This is a genomic window from Candidatus Eisenbacteria bacterium, assembly GCA_020847735.1.
Classification (GTDB): domain Bacteria; phylum Eisenbacteria; class RBG-16-71-46; order RBG-16-71-46; family RBG-16-71-46; genus CAIXRL01.
The window spans coordinates 149,028-171,922 of sequence record JADLBL010000015.1 but is presented as its reverse complement, the minus strand read 5'-3'; the positions used below and the strand labels follow the sequence as shown (position 1 = coordinate 171,922).

15 protein-coding genes are annotated in these 22,895 nt (G+C 72.5%); 7 read left to right on the top strand and 8 right to left on the bottom strand.

All coding sequences use genetic code 11. From position 1 onward, the window contains the following. The first annotated feature begins 159 nt into the window (after positions 1-159). The 4 genes from IT347_06995 (at position 160) to IT347_06980 (ending at position 3,809) form a co-directional block, all read left to right on the top strand. A complete protein-coding gene (locus IT347_06995) occupies positions 160-888 on the top strand; it encodes a hypothetical protein (protein MCC6349324.1) in 729 nt (242 codons plus the stop codon). 519 nt (positions 889-1,407) lie between these two features. Then, positions 1,408-2,166, top strand: coding sequence for a hypothetical protein (locus IT347_06990; GenBank protein MCC6349323.1), 759 nt, complete (start codon positions 1,408-1,410; stop codon positions 2,164-2,166). Between the two features lie 331 nt (positions 2,167-2,497). Next, the gene (locus IT347_06985; protein ID MCC6349322.1) at positions 2,498-3,070 is read left to right on the top strand and encodes a hypothetical protein; all 573 of its coding nucleotides are present in this window, start codon (positions 2,498-2,500) and stop codon (positions 3,068-3,070) included. A 7-nt stretch (positions 3,071-3,077) separates the two neighbouring features. Continuing rightward, positions 3,078-3,809 carry a hypothetical protein gene (locus IT347_06980; protein MCC6349321.1) on the top strand — a complete coding sequence of 244 codons (732 nt, stop codon included), beginning with the start codon at positions 3,078-3,080 and terminating at the stop codon, positions 3,807-3,809. Between the two features lie 52 nt (positions 3,810-3,861). Here the strand turns inward: IT347_06980 and IT347_06975 are convergent, their stop codons facing one another. The 3 genes from IT347_06975 to IT347_06965 form a co-directional block, all read right to left on the bottom strand. Then, a complete protein-coding gene (locus tag IT347_06975) occupies positions 3,862-5,649 on the bottom strand; it encodes a peptidyl-prolyl cis-trans isomerase (protein ID MCC6349320.1) in 1,788 nt (595 codons plus the stop codon). 206 nt (positions 5,650-5,855) lie between these two features. Further along, positions 5,856-6,992, bottom strand: coding sequence for a prolyl oligopeptidase family serine peptidase (locus IT347_06970; GenBank protein MCC6349319.1), 1,137 nt, complete (start codon positions 6,990-6,992; stop codon positions 5,856-5,858). Beyond that, positions 6,989-8,425, bottom strand: coding sequence for a peptidyl-prolyl cis-trans isomerase (locus IT347_06965; protein ID MCC6349318.1), 1,437 nt, complete (start codon positions 8,423-8,425; stop codon positions 6,989-6,991). Before IT347_06965 ends, IT347_06970 begins: the two co-directional genes overlap by 4 nt. Before the next feature lie 134 nt (positions 8,426-8,559). On the opposite strand from IT347_06965, the gene IT347_06960 reads away from it, so the two are divergent. The 3 genes from IT347_06960 to IT347_06950 are packed head-to-tail and all read left to right on the top strand — an operon-like array spanning position 8,560 to position 16,695. Beyond that, complete coding sequence (locus tag IT347_06960) at positions 8,560-12,834, top strand: hypothetical protein (GenBank protein ID MCC6349317.1); 4,275 nt, start codon at positions 8,560-8,562, stop codon at positions 12,832-12,834. 55 nt (positions 12,835-12,889) lie between these two features. After that, on the top strand, positions 12,890-14,851 hold the full coding sequence (locus IT347_06955) for a HEAT repeat domain-containing protein (protein MCC6349316.1): 1,962 nt from the start codon (positions 12,890-12,892) through the stop codon (positions 14,849-14,851). After that, on the top strand, positions 14,848-16,695 hold the full coding sequence (locus tag IT347_06950; GenBank protein MCC6349315.1) for a hypothetical protein: 1,848 nt from the start codon (positions 14,848-14,850) through the stop codon (positions 16,693-16,695). The genes IT347_06955 and IT347_06950 overlap by 4 nt, the downstream gene beginning before the upstream one ends. 57 nt (positions 16,696-16,752) lie before the next feature. Here the strand turns inward: IT347_06950 and IT347_06945 are convergent, their stop codons facing one another. The 5 genes from IT347_06945 to IT347_06925 all read right to left on the bottom strand — a co-directional run bounded on the left by IT347_06945 (position 16,753) and on the right by IT347_06925 (position 22,849). Continuing rightward, the gene (locus IT347_06945) at positions 16,753-17,214 is read right to left on the bottom strand and encodes a hypothetical protein (GenBank protein ID MCC6349314.1); all 462 of its coding nucleotides are present in this window, start codon (positions 17,212-17,214) and stop codon (positions 16,753-16,755) included. Positions 17,215-17,523: 309 nt separating this feature from the next. Then, a complete protein-coding gene (locus IT347_06940) occupies positions 17,524-18,429 on the bottom strand; it encodes an ABC transporter permease (GenBank protein ID MCC6349313.1) in 906 nt (301 codons plus the stop codon). Next, complete coding sequence (locus IT347_06935) at positions 18,429-19,445, bottom strand: ABC transporter permease (GenBank protein MCC6349312.1); 1,017 nt, start codon at positions 19,443-19,445, stop codon at positions 18,429-18,431. The genes IT347_06940 and IT347_06935 overlap by 1 nt, the downstream gene beginning before the upstream one ends. A 26-nt stretch (positions 19,446-19,471) precedes the next feature. Then, the gene (locus IT347_06930) at positions 19,472-21,061 is read right to left on the bottom strand and encodes an ABC transporter ATP-binding protein (protein ID MCC6349311.1); all 1,590 of its coding nucleotides are present in this window, start codon (positions 21,059-21,061) and stop codon (positions 19,472-19,474) included. A gap of 60 nt (positions 21,062-21,121) precedes the next feature. Then, a complete protein-coding gene (locus IT347_06925) occupies positions 21,122-22,849 on the bottom strand; it encodes a glycosyltransferase family 39 protein (protein MCC6349310.1) in 1,728 nt (575 codons plus the stop codon). Positions 22,850-22,895: the final 46 nt, after the last annotated feature.

Below are 22,895 nucleotides of genomic sequence, written 5' to 3'. Positions count from 1 at the left end.
GGGCAGCACCCGGCCTGCATCCCGAGAGGAGTCCAGGCCGTCGGAAGCTGCTTCCGCAAGACCTCTCCGGGTCCGAAGTCAGGTTGGCAATCCGATCCCGCACCTTGAATTGCACAGCCATGCCACCTCACCCCCCAGTCGGGACTACCGGAGGAAGCAATGAAGAAGACCGCGATCCTCACCCTCGCCATGCTCGCGCTCGGAGCGTCGCTCGCGTCAGCGGCAGGCGGGCTCTACCTGCACTTCAATGGCTGCACGCTGGACGGCGGGACGTCTTCCGCCACCTTCGCGTGCGACGTGAACACCGGCTCGGAGGTGCTATTCGCGTCGGTGGTGATCCCCGAGAACATGCCGATGTTCACCGCGACGTCGGCGATCGTGGACGCGACCGTGGATGCCGCGGCGCTTCCGGACTGGTGGCTGACCGCGCCGGGTCAGTGCCGAGCCAACGCCGTCACCATGTCCTTCGACCCGTCGCTCCTCGCCACGGCCTGCGGGGACATCTGGCAGGGTTCGATCAACCTTTCGGTGTTCCAGGCCCAGCAGTTCCTGCACGGGCCGAACACGGTCCGCTTCAACGGCGGTGCCGCGATTCCGGCCGGCTCGGAAATCTCGCTGGTGGCTGACGGCACCACCGAGCTGAACGTTTCCCGGCTGAACATCAGCCACACCAAGAGCACCGGCGCCGGCTCGTGCGCGGGATGCAACGTCGGAGTCTGCCTCACGCTTCAGGAGTGCTACCTCCAGCAGCCCGCGGGCTTCCCGGTCTATCGGGTGACGACGCCGGTCAACGCGGTGGTCGCGCTGAACAGCAGCCCCGTCCAGTGCCAGGGGGCCACGCCCACCAGGAACCGCACGTGGGGCGCGGTCAAGGGTCTCTACCGCTAGTCACTGCACTTCAGAACACGAACGGCCACCCTCCCGGCAGAGAGGGTGGCCGTTCGCCATTGGGGGACCGGCCCGCTTCCACCCGTGGAATGCGGGTCAAGGTTCCACCCCTGCCTGCCGACGCCAGCAGGGGTGAGCGGGGGGGCGGCGGTGCAACGGCTGTTGCTCGGCGGCGTGGGCTTTCCTATACTGCCGCCGCTTGCTGTCAGGGAAGCGGAGGCGGCCACGCCCCAGAGGTGTCGCCTTCGACTCGATGCTGATGACCGGTGTTCCACTCCTTGGAGGGACTGGAGGTCTCACGCCGAACGGCCAACGCGGTTTTCCAGCGCTGTTCGCCGACCGTCACTCGCCATCGGTACGTTCCTGCTTTTCCGCGCACGCCTGTCGGGCGTGAACGGTCCACACCGCGCGAGTGCCACCCCGATACTCGATCCGACCTCCCCGGGGCCGGACTGGTTTTCGCGCCGCCTGACTTCGAAAGTTCGACACGCTTCTGCCCGATTCAAACCGGAGGAACCGATGAAGAAACTGATTACTCTTGTGGTGGCGGTGCTCGCCCTGAGTGCGTCCACGGCGATGGCACAGAGCGGACTCGGGCTGTACTGGAACGACTGCTCTCCGGCTTCCGGCGGTTCGGGCGCCTCGAGCATGACGTGGGCCTGCAACGCGAACACGGGCGCCGGCTTCGCGCTCTTCACGTCGGTCATCGTGCCGACCGCCATGTCCAAGTTCACGGCCACCTCGGCGATCGTGGACGTCACCATCGAGAGCGGTACGCTGCCCGACTGGTGGCAGACCAATGCCGGTCAGTGCCGCCCGAACGCCATCACGATGTCCTTCGACCCGGTCGTGCTGGCCGGCTCGTGCCCGGACATCTGGCAGGGCAGCATCCTCCTGTCGGTGTTCGCGGCGCAGCAGGGCACGAACGTTCAGGGCCACGCGGCGAACACGGTCCGGCTGAACGGCGGTGCGGCGATTCCGGCCGGCAGTGAAATCAACGTACCGGCGGACGGATCCGAGCTCTTCGTCTCCAAGGTCAACATCTCGCGCACCAAGTCCACGGGCGTTGGCTCGTGCGCCGGCTGCGACCTGGCCGCCTGCCTCGTGCTCAACGAGTGCTTCCTCCAGCAGCCCGCGGGCATGGGCGACTATCGGGTCGTGAACGAGGCTCCCGGCAGGTCGCGCTGGGTCACCTGGAATGGCTCGCCGACCAACTGCCCGGATGGCACGCCGACCCAGAATCGCACGTGGGGAGCGGTCAAGAACCTCTACCGCTGACCCGATTCAGATCTGTCTCCACGAACGGCCGCCCGTCTCCCGGGCGGCCGTTCGCGTTGCGGACCACGAGGTCGTTTCCTATCCTCACCGGTGAGTCGAGCGCATCGCAGGAATCGGGGGGACAGGACTGAACCGCACCTACGAATTCGGCCTCCCTGCCGGCCCCACCCTGTGGCTCGCCTGCCTGCTCGCCTGCGTGGCGACCACGACGCCTGGCGCCGTGCGTGCGCAGGGCGAGCTCGCCGCCCGCTGGGGAGACTGCGCGCCCTTCGGATCGGCCGCACTGGACCCCTCGGCCTTGTGCGCGACGGCGGCAGGCGAGCGTCGGCTCATGCTGTCGTTCGTTCCCGGCGCCGACATCACCGATGTCGTGGGCTGGACGGTGGTGCTCGATTTCGCCTCGGACGCGACCCCCCTTCCGCCCTGGTGGCAGGTGCAGCCCGGAGGCTGTCGCTACACGGAGCCGGCCCAGTTCGTCGCGGGGCTGCCCGCCGGCAGCGAGAACTGCGTGGACGCCTGGTCCCAGAGCGGTTCGGCCACGGTTCAGAGCCTCATCTATCCGGGCCCGAGCGGGGACGATCGCCATTTCCGCGTGATCCTCGGAGTGGGGGTTGCAGGCGCGGATGCCTTCACGCTGACGGCAGGAGAGACCTACCTGGCCGGCATCCTGACGATCCGCTTCGTCGGCACGTCCACGTGCTCCGGCTGCACCTCGCCGGTGTGCTTCGTGTTCAACTCCGCCCAGGTGACGCGTCTGCCGGGCGCGGCCGGCGGATCGCCTCCGGCCTTCGTCACGCCCTCGCCGGCCTTCGGCAACCAGGCCACCTGGGGAGCCGGCACGGCATGCGGCATCGTTCCTGCGCGCGCACGCACGTGGGGCCAGATCAAGTCCCTCTACCGATAGGAACCCGATGAGCGACCGTCCGCGCCGATTCGGTCCAGCCGTCGCCCGCTGCCTGTTCGTGGTGCTGGTCGCGCAGCTGGCCCCGGCCGCGGGAGCCGCGCAGCGCCCGCCGACGCGGCCCGCCGCGGTGCGGCAGAACCGGATCTTCCTGTCCGCACGCGCGCCCTGGGGAGAGCCCGGGGCGGTGACGACGCTCCGGCCGGCCTGTGGCGATTCGGCGCATCGCGACACGCTCTACCTGTGTTTCGAGCCCGCCACCGACGAGTCCACCTTCTACGGTGTCGCGGCCGAGTTCTACGTGTATGCGCAGCCGGGCGACACCCTGGGCGACTTCTGGGCGATGGAACATGGCGGCGCCAACACCGGCGGAATGGTGGTTCAGTTCGGTCCCGACGAGACTCTGCCCGGACCCCAACCCTGGCCCACGCGCGGCATCGGCACGGCGCTGTACGACCATTCGGCGGAGAGCGGCCGGTTCCGCTGCATCTATGCCATGCCCATGGGACACGCGGGGCCGGTCCGGGCGGGCACGCGTTATGTCCTCGGCCGGATTCTGCTCGGCGCGCGGCGTCCCCGACTGCCGGGTTGCGAACGGCCGGTCTGCATCGAGTGGCACAGCGCGACCGTGCAGTACCGATCCGGGGAGAAGATCGTCGTGCGGTCGGGTGAACGCTGGTTCACCCGCGGCGCCGTCGCCGATCGCTGCGGCGGCCGGATTCCCGCCTGGCGTCCGCGCTGACGCCGGAGGCGCGCCGCCTGCCGAAAGAGATTGCCGCGGGAGCCCGCGGCGGCTAGTTGGCCTCGGACTCGCCGTCGCGCGGGGTGACGAGCTTCACCTTCATCAGCAGGTCGTAGTGCGCCTCGATCGGGTAGCGATGCTTGAGGCGGTCCACGAACGCATTCAGCGCCTGCTCGCCCTTGATGTTCCGCACCGATTCGTCCACGAGGGTCTCGACCTCCTTGTACGGCATCTGCCGGCCGGGGTCGAAGTTCAACAGCACGACGCAGGCCCAGTCCCCCTGGCGGTCCGGCCCGAGCACGCGATGATCGCCGGGGCGCATCTCCTCGAACAGCACCTTGCTGTACGGCACGTGCTCCGCGGTCGTCGCGTGCCGAGTGCCGGTACGGAAGTTCTTCTCCAGGCTGTCGGCATGCAGGATCGCCGCGACCGTCTCACCCGCCACGAGCCGGGCGGCCACCGAGTCGGCGCCCGCCTTCGAGCTGCGCACGATGACCGCGTAATCCACCGACGGGAACGTCAGGAACCCGTTCCGGTTCTTCTGGTAGTAGTCGAGCCGTTCCTGCCGGGTCACGTAGATGCGGGAGAAGACCGAGTCCTCGACCATCTTGCCGACCAGGATCTGCTCGCGCTTGCGCTCGACCTTCGCGAGGAAGACCGAGTCCTTTTCGAGTCCCCGGGCGATCGCGAGCTCCAGCATGCGTGGCGCCAGCATGATCGCGTCGGCGTAGCCCATCAGCAGCTCGGGCGTATTGATGACCGGGCGCAGAACCACGGGAATGTCGGAGTAGGCGTGGGTGAGCTCCCCGAGCGAGATCCGCCCGCCATCCCACTCGCTGATCGTCCGGGCCGTGTCCGCAGGCGAGAACTCCGGCACGTTTTCGTCGATATGCACGGTCTGGCCCGCCGCCTCGCGTCCAATCGTGACCGCCTGCGAGAAGAGCTTCGAGGCCCACGCGGCGTTGGTCGTGTCGTAACGGACATGCATGCCCTTCTTGGCCTCGTCCATCAGGGCGGTGCGGCGCAGTTCCATGGCATATTCGCGCACCAGCCCCTCGATCGCCGGACGCATGATCCGGAACTCGGCCTGCGGGCGCGTACGGCGTTCCAGAACCTGAAAGACCTGGTAGCCGGCGGGCGCGGGGAGAACCGGCGAAAACCCGCCGGGCGCGACCCTCCAGAGCTGGAGTGCGATCGCGATCGGCACGTTCTCGAACTTCACCCAGCCGATCTCGCCGAAGCCCTGCTGCAGGGACGGGGGGTTGTAGCGCAGGGACGTCGCGACCCACGCCGACGTGTCGCGCATCAACGCCTTGCGGCTGGCCTCCGCGAGCGCGCGGTCGGTGAAATGGATGACCCGCAGGCGCTGCTCGTACCCCTCGTACGCGTAGATCCTTCGCAGCGAGTCCTCGGGCACCGGCGGCAGGTTGAGCACGTTCAGTTCGAAGAGCCGGTTCGAGAGCAGCGTCGTGCGCTCCTCGCGCAACTGCGAACGATCCTCGAAGTTGAGCGGAATGCCCGACGAAAGCGCGGTGAGCCCGAGCACTTCCTTGCGGATCATGTTCGTCAGGAACTCGGCGCGCCCGAGGCTGTCGCCGGCGGGCCGGATCTCGGGGTTCGACAGAAAATAGAAGTCCCGGAACGAGAACACGCTGATCTTGCGGTTGGCCACACGGGCGAGAATCGCGGAGTTGGGCAGGAACTGGCCCGTGTCGGGCACGCCGTCGATGTACTCGATCGTCTTTGGCTCGGCGGCCGCCCGGGCGGAGGGTGCGAAGCAGGCGGCGAGCGTCAGGGCCAGCAGTGACGAGAGGCCCCGTGAAAGTACGGTCGGGCGCATCGGTCCTCGGAGGGAAAGGAGGAAGGGGGGAGCGACGGGCGGTGTGGCGTGAAAGGCGGGCGCAATTCTAGTGAGGCACCGCCGACAGGGTCAAGACTGCCAGGGCGCGCCGACGTTTGGGCCGCGTCAACTCGGCGGCGCGGCCGCTCCGCGCGTGTCGTTTCGGAGCCCCGTGAAGGCGAGGTTCGCCGCAGCGCCAGCCCGGGCTACGGCCCCAGTCGCTGCAGCAGGAAGCGCGCAGCCTCGATGTACGGCACCGTGTGCCCCCTCCGGGGCAGGATCTTTTCGGTGACGTCTCCGCCGGCCGCCCGGACGGCATCGGCGAACGCCTGCGCGGGACCGACGGGGTACACCGGATCCAGCTCGCCGTGCACGACGATCAGCGCCGGCTTGAACGCCGCGGCCTGCTTCAGTGGGGAGCGATCGCGCCACCCGGCGCTGTCCCGACCCGCGGCCGCCACGATGGCGTCCTTCGCGTCGGGCAGCGCCGCGCGCCAGGTCGCCCACAGGTCGTAGCTGCCGGACTGTGACGCCACGGCGCGGAAGGCACCGGGCCGCGCGAGCGCCAGCTCGAGCGCGAGCGTCGCGCCCTGCGAAATGCCCCACACGCCGACCCGGTTCGCCGCGACGCCGGGCATGTTCAGCAGCGTGTCCAATGCGGCGAAGGCCGCCGCGCGCGAAGCGGGCCCGGCGAAGTCGCCGCCGCCGCGCGGCAGGCCCGCGATCAGCACCGCGACGCCCTGTCCGGCGAGCCTCGCGGCCGGCGCGAGCAGGCTCTCGGGACGACGTGCCTCGCCCGGCAGCAGCAGGACGGCGCCGCCACCGGCCTGCGCCTCGTCGGCCGGGAACCGGCGCAGCTCCACGTCCAACCCGGCGACGCGCACCACCTGCGACGGGTGCAGGTCCTCGAGTTCGCTGCCCACCGCCAGCAGCGAGCCGCGCGCGACGCCGGTCTCGCCGGTGCCCGCATGGAAGTGGAACACGACCTCGAGCCGTGCCCGTGACGTGGTCGCGTTCAGCAGCACTTCGGTCTCGAGCGAGTCGCCGTCGCTCAGGGCGTCGGCGCCGCTGGGCACGAGCAGCCGCCGATGAAGCGGCTCCGCGGTCGAGTCCTGGGGTTGGATCACGACCTCCATGCTGTCGCCATAGACGCCAAGGCCGGTGCCATTGCGCAGCACCAGCGCGAAGCGCCAGTAACCTTCCTCGTTCGCGGCGATGGAGGCCGGCCGGCACTCGAGGGTGAGCCCCGGGAAATCCAGGGCGGCGGCGTGCCGCGGACCGGCCGCAAGGCAGGCCAGCGCCCCCGCGGCGGCCAGCAGTCGCAGGAGCGGGCGCGCGCTCATCGTCCACCTCCCTCGTCCACGGCGGTCAGCGGCTTCGCCAGCGCGGGTTCGTTCACGACGACGCGCGCCTGCCGGCGCAGGCTGTCGAGCAGTTCGCGCATGAGCCGTTCGCCTTCCGAGTCGTAGCGCTGCTGCTTCACCATCGGCTCGGCCTGCTCGAACGTCCGGGGCTGCCGGGGCTCGAGCGCCATCACCCGCATCGTCCGCCAGCCCTGCGTCGTCGAATCGGGTCCGGCGACGAACCCGACGCCGCCGCGCACGAGCCGTGCGAACAGGGTGCTGTCGCTGTTTCGTGAAAGCACCGTCGCGTAGGGCGTACCCGCGCGCTCGCTCTGCGCCGCCAGCGACTCGGCCTCGAACGGGATCGCGAGCCGTCTCGCCATCGCCGCGGCCGCGTCGCGGTCCGGCGAGGTCACGCTCACGACGCGTGCGCGCTCGTCGGTGTCGAACGCGGACCGGTGCGCTTCGAAGTAGCGCCGCAGGCTCAGCGAGTCCATGGCGATCCTCGCGTACACCTCGCGCGCCACGAAGCGCGAGACGTCGAGGTACTCCGCGCGCTCGGCCAGCGCGGCCGCGATCCGCGGCAGGTGTTCGAGGCCCTGGTCCTCGGCGGCCTTGCGCAGCGCGTGCTCGAACAGCGCGTTGCCGATCAACTCCTTCACGTTCTCGACCGTGCCCACGCGCGGGCGATACATCGGATTCAGGCGCGCGAAGTCGCGCATCAGCTCGCCGAGCGTGTAGCTGCCGAGCGGCGTGCGCACGAGCTCCACCCCGGCGTCGGCGTCCGGAACCGTCGGATTGACGCCGGCGACGCGCATCTGCTCGAGGATGGACATGCGGGAGTCCGGGCGGGGCAGCGTGTCGAAGATCGCGAGCGCCTCCTTCAGGCCCGCCTCGTTCCACCGCGGCGCGAGCTTCACGACCTCCTGGTCGCGCAGCAGGACGCCGAGCGCCTGCGGAGCGAGCGCCGTGTCGCCGCGCGCGGCCCGCTCGGCGCTGGCCACGGTCATCGCCGAGTCGAGCGCCGCCCGCAGGACGAGCCGGTCGCGCAGTTGCTGGTAGTCGCTGCTGTCGCGGCGCTCCCAGTGCCTGGGCTCGCGTTCGACCCGGGCCACGAGCACGGCCTGGTCCACCAGGATATCGAGAAACTCGCGCCGGTCCTTCGGGGTAAGGGAGTCGAGCCTTCGCCCCGCGCGGGTGGCGGCAACGATCATCTGCTGCCGGGTCAGATCCCGGTGCTCACCCGCGCCGGGTCCGATGGTGACGCGGGCGAGCGTGGAATCGGGCAGGGCGGCGGCCTGGCGGACGCCACCAGCGGGCCTCACGGCAGATTTCGCGGCGGTCGCCGGGGCGATGTCGGCGAGTGTGACCAGCAGCGCCGCCAGCAGCAGCGCGGCGGATCCTGGTTCGCGGCCAAACGCGAAGGACTTCATTTCGGGGGGACTCCTTGCCTGTACACCTGCGGCCCGACTCGGGTGAGCGAGCGAACAGTCTAGGGCCTTTGCCCCCCGAAGGCATGTGCCCACGGGGTCTGCTTCGCCGGGCGGCGCCGGCCGGATTCCGGGCGATGCAGATTCCCCGCAAACCCATTAGACTCGCCGCCCACATGCGCCCGTCCATCCTCCTGACCGCACTGTTCGCGGCCGCTTTCTGGGCTCCGTCGGCCGCTTCGGCCGCCGGGGTGCGGGTGCTGTCGGCCGACGAGCGCGGAGTGACGCTGCGGGTGGACACGGAACGCTGGTCCCTGAGCGCACCGGACGCCGTGACGGGCCGCGCCACCATCGTCGGTGTGCCGATGGCGCACTCGCTGTCGAGCCCCGGGCGGGCGCTGCTGCCGACCTACACGGCGCTGCTCGCGATTCCGCCCGATGCACGCCCGAGCCTGCGCGTGCTCGAGCGCGGCGACGAGTCGGTGCGTGGCGGCGTCAGGCTCGCGATCGCCGGTCGCCCGGGATTCCAGCCCGACCCCTCCGGCGGTCCCGAAACCCCGATCACCGAGAAGGTGGACCCCATTGCCGATGGCCCCTGGCCCGCGCAGGAAGCGATGCTCGGAGCCCCGACCCGCTTCCGCGGCCGGCGGCTCGTGAGCCTCGAAGTCCGGCCGTTCCGCTACGACGAGAATGGCTCACGGGTGCTCGCCGTCTCCGGCTACACCCTGCGCGTGGACTGGAATCGGCCGGCGGGCGCGACGGCGCTTTCGCCCGCGGGTGGGGAGCCCGACCCGGGCATGGATGCGGCGCTCGCGACCAGCGTCCTCAACTTCGAGCAGGCGAGGCCCTGGCGGCTCTCGGAGCGCCCCGGCCCGGAAGCGCCGCTGTTCGCGAAGCCGGCGACCGCCTCCGCGTTCGACGAGGACCAGCCCGAGGTGCGGGTCGCGATCGACTCGACCGGGCTTTACCGGGTTCCCTACGACCTGCTGGCCCCGAAGGGCTACCCCGCCGACGTGCCGGTGGCTCAGGTCGCCGTGCACCGCCACGAGTTCCTCGAGGGGCAGACGCCGCCCTACGGCACCGTGGACGTTCCGGTCGAGGTCGAGGACTCGAACGGCGACGGGCTGTTCAACGCCGGCGACTTCGTCTGGATGTACGCGCGCACCTGGGCGGAGCGCTCCGGCGCGAGCCAGTACCAGCGCTGGTGGGGCGACGCCGACGCCTTCTTCGTCACGCGCTCCCTCGCGGGCGGCGCGCGCATGTCCCGGCGCGACGGCTGGCGCGGGGCGACCGGCCTGACGCCGCTGCCGTCGTTTCCGCTGCGCACGCACTACGAGCGCAACAACGCCTTCATCATGCCGTTCGTCTGGGTGCCGGCCGACACGACCGTGGACCTGTTCCACTGGACGCCCTACACCGTCTACTACACCCGGCCCGACACGATCCTGTTCGACACGAACGACCCGGACACGAGCCGCGCGGCCTCGTTCACGCTCAACTGGGTCGGGCGCAGCTTCGCCACGCACTACGAGTGGGCGGCGGTGAAGAACGCCTCGGGCCAGCTGACCACGCTCGCCGATTCGGTGTGGTGGAACGGCAAGCGGGCGTTCACGACGAACGCCAGCACGTCCGGTTCGGCGCTGAGTCCCGGGCGCACCAACGCGCTGCGGCTCTGGGGCAAGGCGCACGCCGGCGCGCCGAACGGCCAGCCCGGCGAACTCGACCCGGCGGGCTTCAACTGGTTCGAGGTCACCTACTGGCGGCGCTTCCGCGCCGTCCACGGCGTGCTGCCGTTCAACAGCGGCGACGGCGCCGGCGAGTTCGAGGTGCACGCGGAGCGGTTTCTCGCCGATTCGCTGCGGCTCTACGACGTGTCCGACCCGGACCAGCCGGTGCGGATCCTCATCGACGAAACTCACATGCAGCGGGGTGCGCAGGTCTCGTTCGACTTCCAGGACTCGACGGCGACCGGCGTGCGGCGTTCGTACGTCGCGGCGGCCGTGGACGTGAACGATCCGTCCTACGGCCCGCGCCCGATGAACGCGTCGAGCTTCACCCCCGTGACCCGCCGGACGCTCACGAGCGCGCTCTCACCCGACTACCTGCTGATCGTGCCCGAGGCGTTCCTGCCCGCGGTGCAGCCGCTCGTGGACCTGCGCACTTCACAGGGGCTGCGCGTGCTCGTCGCGCCGGTCGAGGCCGTGTACGACGAGTTCAACGGTGGCCGCCACTCGGCGGCCGCGATCCAGCGCTTCGTCCGCTACGCCTACCAGAACTGGAGCTCGCGATTCGTGCTGCTCTTCGGCGACGGCACGATCGATCCCCAGCGCCTCGACAGCCGCAGCGGTGTGGACTGGGTGCCGTCGCTGCCGTTGCCGGCGCCGGTCGCGGTCAGCGAGGGCTTCGAGATCGTTCCCGGCGACGCGCTCTACGGCTGTCTGACCGGCAACTGCAACACCCAGGGATTCGGCCCGGTCCTGACCGAGATGATGATCGGGCGCCTGCCGGTCAACTCGCTGGCCGACGCGAACGCGGTGGTCGCCAAGCTGGTCGCCTACGAGAACCTGTCGGGCGACCAATCCTGGCGACGGCACCTGCTGCTGTCCTCGGACGACGCGTTCTCGGGCGACACGTTCTTCGGCGGGGGCGGCAGCGGCGGAACGGGCTACTGCCACAGGATCGACGAGGAGCACTTCGTCCACCTGAACGAGAAATGCGCCTCGATCGTGAACCGCGACGCCGGGCTCGCGCAGACCAACGCGGAGCTCTTCAACCTGCGCTACTACCTCGCCGGCGAGCCGTGGTCGTACGTGCCGCCCGCGGACACCTGCCGGCCCGACCGCGCAGCGACCCAGGCGCGCACCCACGGCGGCGTGACCCCGCAGCTGTTCTCCCGGCTCAACTCGGGCGTGCTGTGGTGGAACTACCAGGGACACGCGAACGAGTACGTCCTGACGCACGAAAACCTGTACATCAACTCGGGGGACCTGCCGACCGGAGACGACAAGTTCCAGTTCACCAACTCCGGCCGGCCGACGTTCTTCACCGCGTTCTCCTGCCACGCGAACATGTTCGGCCGCAACGGCGCCGGCCCCGGCACGCCGCTGGGCGGCTGCCTCGGCGAGGACATGCTGACGCTGCCGGACGCCGGCGCGATCGGCTCGTGGGCGTCGGTCAGCTACGAGGTCGTGCCGCGCGACGACTCGACGCACATCAACGTCGAGCTGGCGCGCTCGCTGTTCGCCGACCCGCCCAGGGACGAGTTCGCTCCCGGCGACAACGGCGCCCGCGTGGTGCTCGGCGAGGCCATCCAGGCGGCGATGCTGCGCTACGTGCCGACCGGCGGGCAGTACTCGGGCGAGCGCGGCATCGCGCTCACCTACACGCTGCTCGGCGATCCGGCGACGCGCATGTCCGTGGGCCGTCCGCAGACGCTGGTCACCGCGAACGACCTGCCCGTCACCGAGGGCGTGCCGGTGCGCGTGCACACCGCGGGCGACACGGTCCGCTTCGTGGCCGACCTGGTCTCGGCGGAGCGGCTCGACAGCCTCGGCGTCTACGAGGACACCGGCGCCGGCCTCGTCGCGGTGGGGGCTGCCTCGTACACGGTGAGCCCGGCGTTCCCCGACACGGTGGGCGGCGGCCTCTATGGCGGCCGGCGATTCCGGGTCGTGTACGTGGCGCAGCCGCCGGCGCGCGACTCGCGCTACGTCTTCCGCGTGCTCGACCGCAACGGACTGCAATCCGACTTCACTGCGACGCTCGACCTCGCCTCGACGCTGCGCGTGGACGGCACGCCGATCGCCGACGGCGACGCGGTCTCGCCGCGCGCGAACCTGTCGCTGTCGCTCGTCTGCCCGAGGCCGCTCGTTCCCGGATCGGACCTCGTGCTCACGATCGCGGGCCAGGTGCAGCCGTTCGTGGCGACGCCCGCGCCGGGCGACACTTCGGGCCGGGAGTGGATCCTCGCATGGACGCACGACGACTACCTGGTCGGAAACTACCCGGTCGTGCTCGACGTCGCCGGCGGCGCGGCGCTCGCCCACAACTTCAACGTCCGGACCTCGGCCGAAGAGCTGCGAGTGCAGGACCTGTTCGCGTTCCCCAACCCGTTCGACAACGATGGCACGAGGTTCTCGTTCGGCCTGCTCGGTTCGGCGGACGCGGACGTCAAGATCGACATCTTCACGCTGTCGGGCCGCAAGCTGAACTCGCTGGTCGAGCGCGGCCTCGCGCCGGGCTACCACCAGCTGCCGTGGGACGGCCGCGACGCCGAGGGCACGCCGCTCGCCAACGGCGTCTACCTGTTCCGGCTCGACGCCCGAACCGGAGACGGAACGCACGTCGAACAGCTCGGCCGGCTGGTCAAGCTGCGCAAACCGAGACGCGTCGAGGACGTTTCGACGCCCTGATTCCGGCCGGCGCGCGGCGCGGAACGCCGCACGCGCCGGCGACCCCGGAGGATTCGTGACCGCCGCCCGCATCCTCGTTCTCGCCGCCTGCGTTGCGTCGCTCGCCGGTCCCGCCCACGCCGCACCTCCTTCGCCCGGCGCCGCGCGCGCCGACGCGCCGGAGTCCGCGCACGCGGACCCCTCGCCGATGCGGGCGATCGCGATCGCCGAGGACCGCCGCGACTGGAGCGGCGGCGACCTGCGGCGGCTGCTCGCGGACTCCTCGGCCGTGGTGCGCGCTCGCGCGGCGCTCGCGGTCGGTCGCCTGCAGGATTCGGCCGCCGCGCCGGCGCTGCTGCCGCTGCTCGCCGACCCGTCGGCGCCCGTCCGGCGCGAGGCTGTCTTCGCGCTCGGGCAGATCGGCTGGAAGGGCGCCCGCGTGCCGCTCGAACGCTCGCTCGGCGACGCCGACGCCGGGGTCGGCGCGCTCGCGGTCGAAGCGCTCGGCAAGCTCGGCGACATGGCCGCGACGCCCGCTGTGGTGCGCGCTCTGGACGCCTCCGACGGCGCGCGCCGGGCGCACGCCGCGGTGGCGCTCTGGCGGCTCGCCGACACGTCGGCGGCGCGGCCGCTGCTGCGGCACCTGCGCGACCGGGACGCGGCGATGCGCTGGCGGGTCGTCTACGCGCTCGAGAAGCTGCCGCTGCCGGTCCTGATCGCACCCTCGGTCGAGCCCCTGCTCGGGGACCGCGACGCGCTCGTTCGCGCGCACGCCGCGCGAACGCTCGGCCGGCTCAAGGCACGGCGCGCGGAAGGACCGCTGCTCGCGGCGCTGGCCGACAGTGTCCCGGCGGTGCGCGTGAATGCCCTGCGTGCGCTGCAGCAGATCGCCGACTCGGCGGACGCGGCGCAGCTTCCGGCCATCGCCGGCCGGCTCTCGGACGCCGATCCGCACGTGCGCGTGACCGCGGCCACCGTGCTGGCCGACAGCTTCGCGTGGGGCGCCGCCCGCCGGGAGGCGGCCGGAGCGGCCCGACTGGCGCTGCGCCGCGGCCTCGCCGACCCCGATCCGGCCACGCGCGGCGCCAGCGCCCGTGCGCTGATCGCGCGCACCGGAAGCGCCGGCCTGCAGGCGGCGCTCCCGCTGCTCGCCGATCCGGTCGTGTACGCGCGCACGCCGGTGCTCGAAGGCCTGCGGCTGACCGGCGACGCGGCGCTGGCGGCGCCCGTGCTCGCCGGCTCGATCGCGCTCGGCCGCCCGCTGCTCGAGCGCATGACGGCGGCCGAGATCGCCGGCCAGCTCGGCGGGCGCACGCACGCGGGCGCGCTGGATCCGCTGCTGGACGTGCTGCGCGCGGGGGTGGACGACCCGCAGATGCTGTTCGCCGCGGCCTGCGCCGGCGCGCTCGGCGACTGGGGCGACAGCGCCTCGGTCGGCCTGCTCGCCCGCGCCTACGCCGGGCGGGGCCGCGACGCCGACGCCGACGCGCGCATCGCGATCCGCGACGCCCTGCGCCAGCTGGCCGGCCGTGCGTTCGCCGACAGCGTCGAGGCCGCGGGCCGCGCCGCCGAGCCGGCCCGCGAGTACGCGGCGGGCTTCGAGCTCGCGCCGCGCGAACGCGGCGCGGTGATCCACACGGACGCCGGCGACATCGAGTGGGCGTTCGACGCCGAGCTCGCGCCGCAGACGGTGCGCAACTTCGTGACGCTCGCCCGCCGCGGCTACTTCGACGGCACGGCCTTCCACCGCGTCGTGCCCGACTTCGTCATCCAGGACGGCGACCCGACCGGCACCGGCGCGGGCGGCCCCGGCTGGACGATTCGCTGCGAGTACAACCCGCTGCGTTACGAGACGGGCAGGGTCGGCATGGCGCTGGCGGGCAAGGACACCGGCGGCAGCCAGTGGTTCATCACGCTCTCGCCGCAGCCGCACCTCGACGGGCGCTACACGATCTTCGCCCGGGTCGTCCGCGGCCTCGAGGTCGTGCAGCGCGTCACGCAGGGCGCGAAGATCACGCGGGTCGAGATCCTGGAATGAAACGCGAGAAGCCGCCGGCCGCCCGCGCGGCCCGCGCTTCCGCGGCGCCACCGCCACCGGCCGCCGCGCCGCCCCGCGGACTCGTCGCGTTCGTGGCGCTCCTCGCCGCCACGCTCGTGGGTCTGGGCGTCAGCTTCCGGATGGACGACCCGGACATCTGGCAGCACCTCGCGGTCGGCAAGGCGATCTGGCAGCTCCACCGCGTGCCGCACGAAAACCTGTGGACGTGGCCGACCTACGGCGAGCCGTACCTGCTGCCTTCGTGGCTCTTCCGTGCGGTGCTGTGGCCATTCTGGCGGTTCGGGCACGAGTGGGGACTGATGGCCTGGCGCTGGCTGTTCACGCTCGGCACGTTCGGCCTCGCCTGGGTCGTCGCGCGCCGGCTCGGGGCGCGCGGGCTGGCGCCGATCGTCGCCATCGCCTGGTGCGCCCTCGCGGCGCGCCAGCGCTCGATGGTTCGCCCGGAGATGTTCGCGGGGCTGCTGCTCGTTCTCGAACTCTGGTTGCTGGAACGCCGCCGCGCGGGCGGGCGATGGGAGACGTGGGCTCTCGTGCCGCTGGCGGCCCTGTGGATCAACGCGCACATCTCCTACACGCTCTTCTTCGAGGTCGGCTTCGCCTATTTCGCCGACGCCGTGTGGCGCCGCCGGGAAGCCGGCGCGAACCCGCGCCAGCTCGCCCTCGTGCTGCTGCTCGCCTTCGCGGCCTGCTTCGCGAACCCGTTCGGCTGGCGGGCGGTGTGGCAGCCGTTCGATTACGTGCTTCACCAGAGCAGGGAGCCGATCTATCTCAGCATCGGCGAGCTGCACGCCATTCCGTGGCGCGAGCACGTGCGCAACGGACTGCCGCTGCTGCTGGCGGCGATCCCCGTGCTGGCGCTGGTGCGCTGGCGAAGACGCTTCGACGCCGCCCAGCTGGTGCTCTACGCGCTGTTCCTCCCGCAGGCGCTCGCAGCGGTGCGCTTCCTCGGGCCTCTGCTGATGGTGGCGGCCCCGTTCTTCGCCCGCGACCTGTGGAGCGCCTGCGGGTCGCCTCGGCCGCCCGGCTGGGCGCGGCCGGTCGCCGTGCGCGCGGGCCTCGCGATCGCGGCGCTTGCGCTGGTCAGCGTGCCCGAGTTGCTGCGTCCGACGACGCGGATCGGCCTCGGGTTCCTGCCGCACGCCTACCCGGGCTCGGCCTGCGACTGGATCGAACGCCGGGGCGTGCGCGGCCGGGCCTTCAACCGGTTCGAGCGCGGCGGTTACCTGCTGTGGCGCTTCTGGCCGCAGCGCGACCGGCTGCCGTTCATGGACATCCACCAGACCGGCTCGCGTGCCGACCGCGACCGCGTCGCCTACCTGTTCGGCGTGCCGTCGGCGTGGACGGAGCTGGACCGCGAACACCGTTTCGACTGGGTGCTGCTCGCGCGCAAGCAGGGAGAGGACTCCCACACGGTCGAATACGTGGACGCCGACAGCGCGTTCGTTCCCGCCTTCCTCGACGACGACTGGGTCGTGTGGCTGCGCCGCGACGGCAGCATGGCGGAGCTGGCCGACAGCCTCGGCTATCGCCGGCTGCCCGCGAGCTTCCGGGGCATGCAGGCGCTGGGCGACACCGTCGTCGCGAATCCCGCGATGCGCGCGGGGCTGCGCGCGGAACTGCGACGCTCGATTCGCGACTCGCCATGGTCCGGGCACGCCCACAGCCTGCTCGCCAACCTCGAGATGCTCGACGGCGACTGGGCGGCGGCGATCGCCGAGCTCCGCGCCGCGCGCGCGATCCAGCCCAACCTGCCGGGACTGGACGCGCGCGAGAAGCAGGCGGGCGATTCGCTCGCGGCCCGGCGGGCAGGCACGAATCCCTGAGAGGGTGGATGCGGCCCGGGCGTCCCCGGCACGCGGTCGGAAGCCGCGCGCGCCGGGTTACGAAATCTCGCGTCCCGCGGTGATGCCGACGCGCAGGAGCGTTCCCATGCCGGGCTGTGCGGGCAGGTTCGGGATGCTGATCTTCGCGTGCGGGCCGGTGCGCTTGCGCGCGTGGTGGTTCGTCGCCGGGGCGACGGCCTTGCGCGTGGCGGGCCTGGGCTCCTCGGTCCGGGCCGCACCGGCCGGCGGGACCGGCGCCGCCGGATCGGCTGGCCTGGCGCCGGGCGATCCCGAAGGTTGGGCGCCGCGCGCCAGCGGCAGGTAACCGTCGTCGGAGGGCGCGGGCAGGCTGGCCTCGCGACGCGCTTGCTGGGGCGCGGACGCCGAACTGGCTTCGACGCCCGGGGCGGACTTCGGTTTCGGCTGGGCCTCGTCGCAAGTGCCGCCACCGCCGCGGTCGCCGGCGATGGACGGGGCCGCGATCGTCACCGCGAAAACGAACGCGGCGAGAGCGAGCATGGGACGGAGCATACGGGAGGCACGCGACATGACGGTTCCGCCACGGAGGCGCGGCGTCCCCATGACGGCCACGCGTGGGCGGCAATATACACCCGCCGGTGGGGTGGCCGTCGGCTTTTCCCTGACGGGTGTAAGGCCCTCGCAAGTTCCCGAAGGTGCGTCCGCCCCGGACCGGTGGGCGCCGCGCCGGGTGATGCCCGGAGGCGCGAGGGTGAGGGCGCGCGGGACCGGGCCGCCGCCGCCCGCATTCCCGAACGCGCTGTCGCGGCGATCCGCTCCCTGGCGCCGGCGGCGGCGCCGCGGGTCGGGCTAGCGCTCTTCCGGGTCGTAGGGCACGCCAACCGCCCGCGGCGCCACGGCCCGGCCGATGAAGCCGGCGAGTACCAGCATGGTGACCACGTAGGGCAGCGTCTGGAGCAGCTCGGCCGGGAACGCCGAGCCCTGCAGGCGGATCTGCAGGGCCTCGGCGGCGCCGAACATCAGACAGGCAGCGGCCGCGCCGACCGGGCTCCACTTGCCGACGATCATGGCCGCGAGCGCGATGTAGCCCCTGCCGCCCGTCATGCCGTCGGTGAACGAGTGCTGCTCGCTCGCCAGGTACGCGCCCGCGAGCCCGGCGAGCAGGCCGCACAGCAGGACTCCCGAGAAGCGAATGCGGGTCACGGAGAGTCCCAGCGTCGCCGGGGCCTCGGGACGCTCGCCGGTCGCGCGCAGGCGCAGCCCGAAGACCGTGCGGAACAGCAGGCGCTGGACGAGAAACACCAGCGCGAAGGTCGCCAGCACGAGCGGCGAGCCCAGCAGGGCGCCGACGCCCGGCAGGCCGTCCACCAGCGGCAGGTGCCATTGCGGCAGCCCGACCACGCGCGCCGAGTTGGACGAGGAATGGAAGACCTGCACGAGCACCAGGCGCGTGAGCCCGGCGGCCAGCAGGTTCAGGCCCAGCCCGCTGGTGATCTGGTCGGCGCGGAAGCGAACCGTGGCCTCGGCGTGCAGCCAGGCCATCGCCGCCCCGACCAGCAGCGCCGCGCCGACGCCCGCCCACGGGTTTCCGCTCCAGTACGCGCCGACCGTGTAGCCCAGCGCTCCGGCCAGCATGATGCCCTCGAGCCCGATGCAGATGACGCCGCCGCGTTCGCTGAGCGCCGAGCCCATCGCCGCCAGCGCGTAGGGCACGCTGATGCGCACGGCGGCGGCGAGGAAGAGCAGCACCTCCATCAGACGAGCCTCCGGGCGACGCGCTCGAGCACCGGCCGGGCCGTGATCGCGAACAGCAGCACGAGCGCCGTGAGCACCTCGACCAGCTCGCGCGGCACGCGCTGGTTCACGACCAGTCCGCCGTACGAGAGCGCGCCGAAGAACAGCGCCGCGACGATCACGCCGACGGGATGGTTGCGGCCGAGCAGCGCGACGGCGATGCCGATGAAGCCGGCCCCGCCCGGGAAGTCGAGCTCGAACCAGTGCTTGTAGCCGAGCACGAAGTTGGTGCCGCCCAGGCCCGCCACGGCCCCCGACAGCGTCATCGCCAGCGCCTGCGCGACGCCGGTGCGCACGCCACCGTACTCGGCCGCGGGCGCGTTCCAGCCCACCGCGCGCAGCTCGTAGCCGAGCCGGCTGCGGAACAGCAGCGCGCCGACCGCCGCGGCGAGCAGCAGGCCGATCAGCAGCGAGGCGTTGACGGGCGAACCGCGCAGCGCGGAGGACAGGAAATCGAGGCGCGGCAGTTCGGCCGCCGCCGCGATCGTCCGCGTCCGCACGGTGGCCGTCTCGAACAGCGACCGTCCCGCCCAGGAGACGAGCGCGAAGGCGATGAAGTTGAGCATGATGGTGTTGATCACCTCGTGCGAGCCGAAGCGCGCCTTGAGCACCCCGGGCACAGCGCCCCACGCGCCGCCCGCGAGCGCCGCGGCCAGCAGCGCCGCGGGCAGCGCCAGGGGCGCGGGCACGCGCAGGTAGGCGCCCGCGAGCGCGGCCGCGAATCCGCCCAGATACATCTGGCCTTCGACGCCGATGTTGAACAGGCCGGCGCGGAAGCCGAGCGCGACCGCGAGCCCGGTGAAGACGAGCGGCGTCGCGCGGAAGAGCGTCTGTCCGAGCCCGTAGCCCGTGCCGAACGCCTGCGAGGCGAGCAGTCCGTAAACCTCGAGCGGCCTCTCGCCGATCGCGGCGATGAACACGGCGCCGGCGAGCAGCGCCGCCGCCACGGCGACGAGCGGCGAGAGCGCGACGAGCAGCGCCGCGAGGCGCGGGCGCGGCGCGCTCACCCGCGGCCTCCGCTCTCCGGGAGGGCGCCGGGAGAAGGCGGCAGCGGGGAATCGGTGATGCCGGCGCGGCCGGTCATGTGCATCCCCAGCGTCCGCTCGTCGGTCGCCGCCGGGGTCGTCTCGTGCACGACGCGCCCTTCGTACAGCACGAGGACGCGGTCGGCGAGCGCCAGGATCTCGGACAGCTCGCTCGAGACGAGCAGCACCGCGCGGCCGGCTTCGCGCTCGGCGAGCAGCCGGCGATGAATGAGGTCAATGGCGCCGAGGTCCACGCCGCGCGTCGGGTGCGCGGCGAGGATGGCGACCGTGGCGGGCGCGCCGGGGCTGCGCGGCGACAGCTCGCGGGCCGCGACCAGCTTCTGCTGGTTGCCGCCGGAGAGCCGCCCCGCGCGCTGGCGCGGTTCGCGCGGTCGCACGTCGAAGGCTTCGAGCTTCGGAACGGCGAGCCGCTCGAGCGCGCGCGGATCGAACCACGGCCCGGCGACGAGGCCGCGGTCGCGCTGGCGGCCGAGCACGAGGTTCTCGGCCAGCGTCATCTCGGACACGATGCCGCGGCGCAACCGGTCGCCGGGAATGTGCGCGAGCCCCGCGTCGCGGTGGGCGCGCGCGCCGCCCGCGACGGCGCGCCCGCCGATGGCGATCGAGCCGCGCGCGGCCGGGCGCAGTCCCGCCAGGCACTCGACCAGTTCGTGCTGGCCGTTGCCCTCGACGCCCGCGATGCCGACGATCTCGCCCGCCCGCACGGCGAGCGAGACGCCGCGCACCGCCGGCAGCCCGCGCGCGTCGCGCACCTCGAGACCTTCGGCCGCGAGCACGACGCTCCCCGGCGCGCGGGCGGAGCGCCCGGCGAGCGGCGCCGGAACGTGGCCGACCATCAGCTCCGCCATGCGCGCGGGTGGCATTTCGGCGATCGGCCCTCCGCCGACCACGCGGCCGCCGCGCATCACCGTGACGCGGTCGGCGAGCGCCCGCACCTCGGCGAGCTTGTGGGTGATGAGCACGATCGTCGTGCCGCCTTCGCGCAGCGCCCGCAGCACGCCGAACAGCTCGTCCACCTCCTGCGGGGTGAGCACCGCGGTCGGCTCGTCCAGGATCAGCACGCGCGCGCCACGGTGCAGCGCCTTGAGGATCTCGACGCGCTGCTGCGCGCCGACCGAAAGCTGCGAGATGCGCGCCCCGGGATCCACCGGCAGGTGGTGACGCGCCGACAGCCCGGCGACGATGCGCTCGGCCTCGCGCGGGCGAAATGCTCCGAGCGAGGCGTGCGGCTCGCGACCGAGCGTGACGTTCTCGGCGACCGTCAGGGTCTCGACCAGCATGAAGTGCTGGTGGACCATGCCGAGCCCCGCATGCATGGCGTCCTCGGGCCCGCGAAAGCGCACCGCGCGCCCGGCCACCTCGATGCGCCCGGCGTCCGGCTGCAGGAGGCCGTACAGGCACGCCATGAGCGTGCTCTTGCCCGCGCCGTTTTCGCCGACGATCGCGTGCACCTCGCCGGGGGCGAGATCGAGCGAGACGTCGTCGTTGGCGACGCAGGTGCCGAAGCTGCGGCGGATGCCGAGCAGGCGCACGGCGGGAGCGGACATGAACGCGAAAGGTACGCGCGCGCGCCGCGCGCGGTCCAGAACGGCCCGGGCGCGGGCGCTTCAGCGAATCCGGAAGAGCAGGATGCAGCCGGCGGGCATCGCGTCGGGCACGCGCGGCCACAGGGCGCTGCAATCCACGCGCACCGGCACGTCCGTTCGCCCTCCGCGGGTGCGCGCGCGCTGGCTCAGCCCGACGAAGAAGTAGCTGCTGATCGCGAGCCAGTCGCTCTCGGGACCGGGCGTGCCGCCGAGGTAGGGAACGTAGTCCAGGCCGTACACCGCCGGATCGGTCGTGCCGTGGTAGAGGAGGTGGACCCGTCCGATGCCGCGCGCGCGCATCTCGTCGCGCAGCGCGATCAGGCCCTGGCCCCAGTCCACGTTGGAGTCGTTGACGATCCATTGGCCGCGTGCGGGCCCGCCGGCGACCGCGTTGTAGAAGGAGAGGTGCCAGGGCGCGTGCGCGCCGGCCTCGATCGCCTGGACGCACGCGAGGGCCGCGGCGGCACGCCGCCAGAAGGCGCCGTCGCCGGCCCGCGCCGACGCGAGGGCGCCGAGCGACACCGCGAGCGCCGGGACGACGGGCAGCACGTAGCGGATGCCGATTCCGAGCCGGCCGACGAACGTCGCGACGCCGAGGAAGAGCGCCGCCAGCGCGAGCGGCCAGAGCCATCGTCGCGGCCGCGGGCGGCGGGCGAACGCGTAGGCGACGAGCAGCCCGAGCGCGCCGAGGAATCCGAGCGGCCATTTCGCGGCCAGGGCCACGGGGAAGTAGGCGAGCGGCATTTCCGGGTGGACCTTGCCGAGCAGGTAACTCGGCGTCCTGCCGGCCTGCGACTCGACGGCCTGCCGGTCGAAGCCCAGGACCCAGGTGTCCGGCAGCGGCAGGCGGGCGTGCGGCCAGCGGGCCTGCAGCGCGCGGAAGCTCGCGGATTCGAACGGCATCGCGCTCAGCGGTTCGAACGACGTGCGGCCGAGATAGCCCGCCTGCAGCGCGAGGAGCGTGCCCGGCACGAGCAGGACGAAGCCGAGCGCGACGCGCACCGGATGGCGGACGCGGCGCGCGGCCAGCTCGACCAGGGCCAGCACGAGCATCAACGGCGGCAGGAAGACGGCGGTGAAGCGGACCAGGAACGTGAACGCGACTCCGGCGGCGCTCGCGCCCCACGCCTGCCAGCGACCCGCGCGCACGAAGGCCTGCCAGCAGAACAGCGTGAACGTGAATCCGAGCGCGGTCGGCAGGTCCATGGTCACGACGCCGGCGTGGGCGAGCGCTTCGGGAGCGAACGCATAGAAGCCCAGCGCGAGGAGTCCGCCGCGCGAGCCCCACAGCCGCCGCGCCCAGCGCCAGGCCACCAGCGCGAGCAACGCCGAGAGCGCGATGACGACCAGCCGGCCGGCGAAGAACACCCGGTGGTAGCGGTCGGCGTTCAGGCGCATGAACGCCGCGCCGACCCGCCCCTGTTCGCCGTCTCCGAGGTCCTCCCGGCGCGGCACGCGGGCGCCGGCGGCCAGCGCGGCCGCTCCCGCGAGCGCCTTGACGAGGGGCGGGTTCACCGCGGAGACCCGCAGTTCGCCGGTCGCCGCCTCGAGCACTCCCGCGGGGAGGTGGAAGTTCTCGTCGAAGGTCACGCTCTGGCGCGCCGCGCCCCAGACGGCCAGCGCGACGTGGAACGCGACGAGCAGCGCGACGGCCAGCCGCTCCCGCGCGCGGGGCAGCGGCGCCCGCGCGCGAGCTGCGGGATGCGCGGACGCGGAGCGCCTCGCACGCGCTTTTCGGGGGCTCGGCACGGCGCAATCTAGCCCGGGCGACGCACGCGCCGCCAGCCGCAGGCGC

Excerpts from the sequence above, each read along its gene's own strand:
- IT347_06980 (MCC6349321.1), top strand. The coding sequence starts at position 3,078 with ATGAGCGACCGTCCGCGCCGATTCGGTCCAGCCGTCGCCCGCTGCCTG.
- IT347_06985 (MCC6349322.1), top strand. The coding sequence starts at position 2,498 with ATGCTGTCGTTCGTTCCCGGCGCCGACATCACCGATGTCGTGGGCTGG.
- IT347_06990 (MCC6349323.1), top strand. The coding sequence starts at position 1,408 with ATGAAGAAACTGATTACTCTTGTGGTGGCGGTGCTCGCCCTGAGTGCG.
- IT347_06950 (MCC6349315.1), top strand. The coding sequence starts at position 14,848 with ATGAAACGCGAGAAGCCGCCGGCCGCCCGCGCGGCCCGCGCTTCCGCG.
- IT347_06995 (MCC6349324.1), top strand. The coding sequence starts at position 160 with ATGAAGAAGACCGCGATCCTCACCCTCGCCATGCTCGCGCTCGGAGCG.
- IT347_06945 (MCC6349314.1), bottom strand. The coding sequence starts at position 17,214 with ATGCTCGCTCTCGCCGCGTTCGTTTTCGCGGTGACGATCGCGGCCCCG.
- IT347_06940 (MCC6349313.1), bottom strand. The coding sequence starts at position 18,429 with ATGGAGGTGCTGCTCTTCCTCGCCGCCGCCGTGCGCATCAGCGTGCCC.
- IT347_06930 (MCC6349311.1), bottom strand. The coding sequence starts at position 21,061 with ATGTCCGCTCCCGCCGTGCGCCTGCTCGGCATCCGCCGCAGCTTCGGC.
- IT347_06970 (MCC6349319.1), bottom strand. The coding sequence starts at position 6,992 with ATGAGCGCGCGCCCGCTCCTGCGACTGCTGGCCGCCGCGGGGGCGCTG.
- IT347_06975 (MCC6349320.1), bottom strand. The coding sequence starts at position 5,649 with ATGCGCCCGACCGTACTTTCACGGGGCCTCTCGTCACTGCTGGCCCTG.
- IT347_06960 (MCC6349317.1), top strand. The coding sequence starts at position 8,560 with ATGCAGATTCCCCGCAAACCCATTAGACTCGCCGCCCACATGCGCCCG.
- IT347_06965 (MCC6349318.1), bottom strand. The coding sequence starts at position 8,425 with ATGAAGTCCTTCGCGTTTGGCCGCGAACCAGGATCCGCCGCGCTGCTG.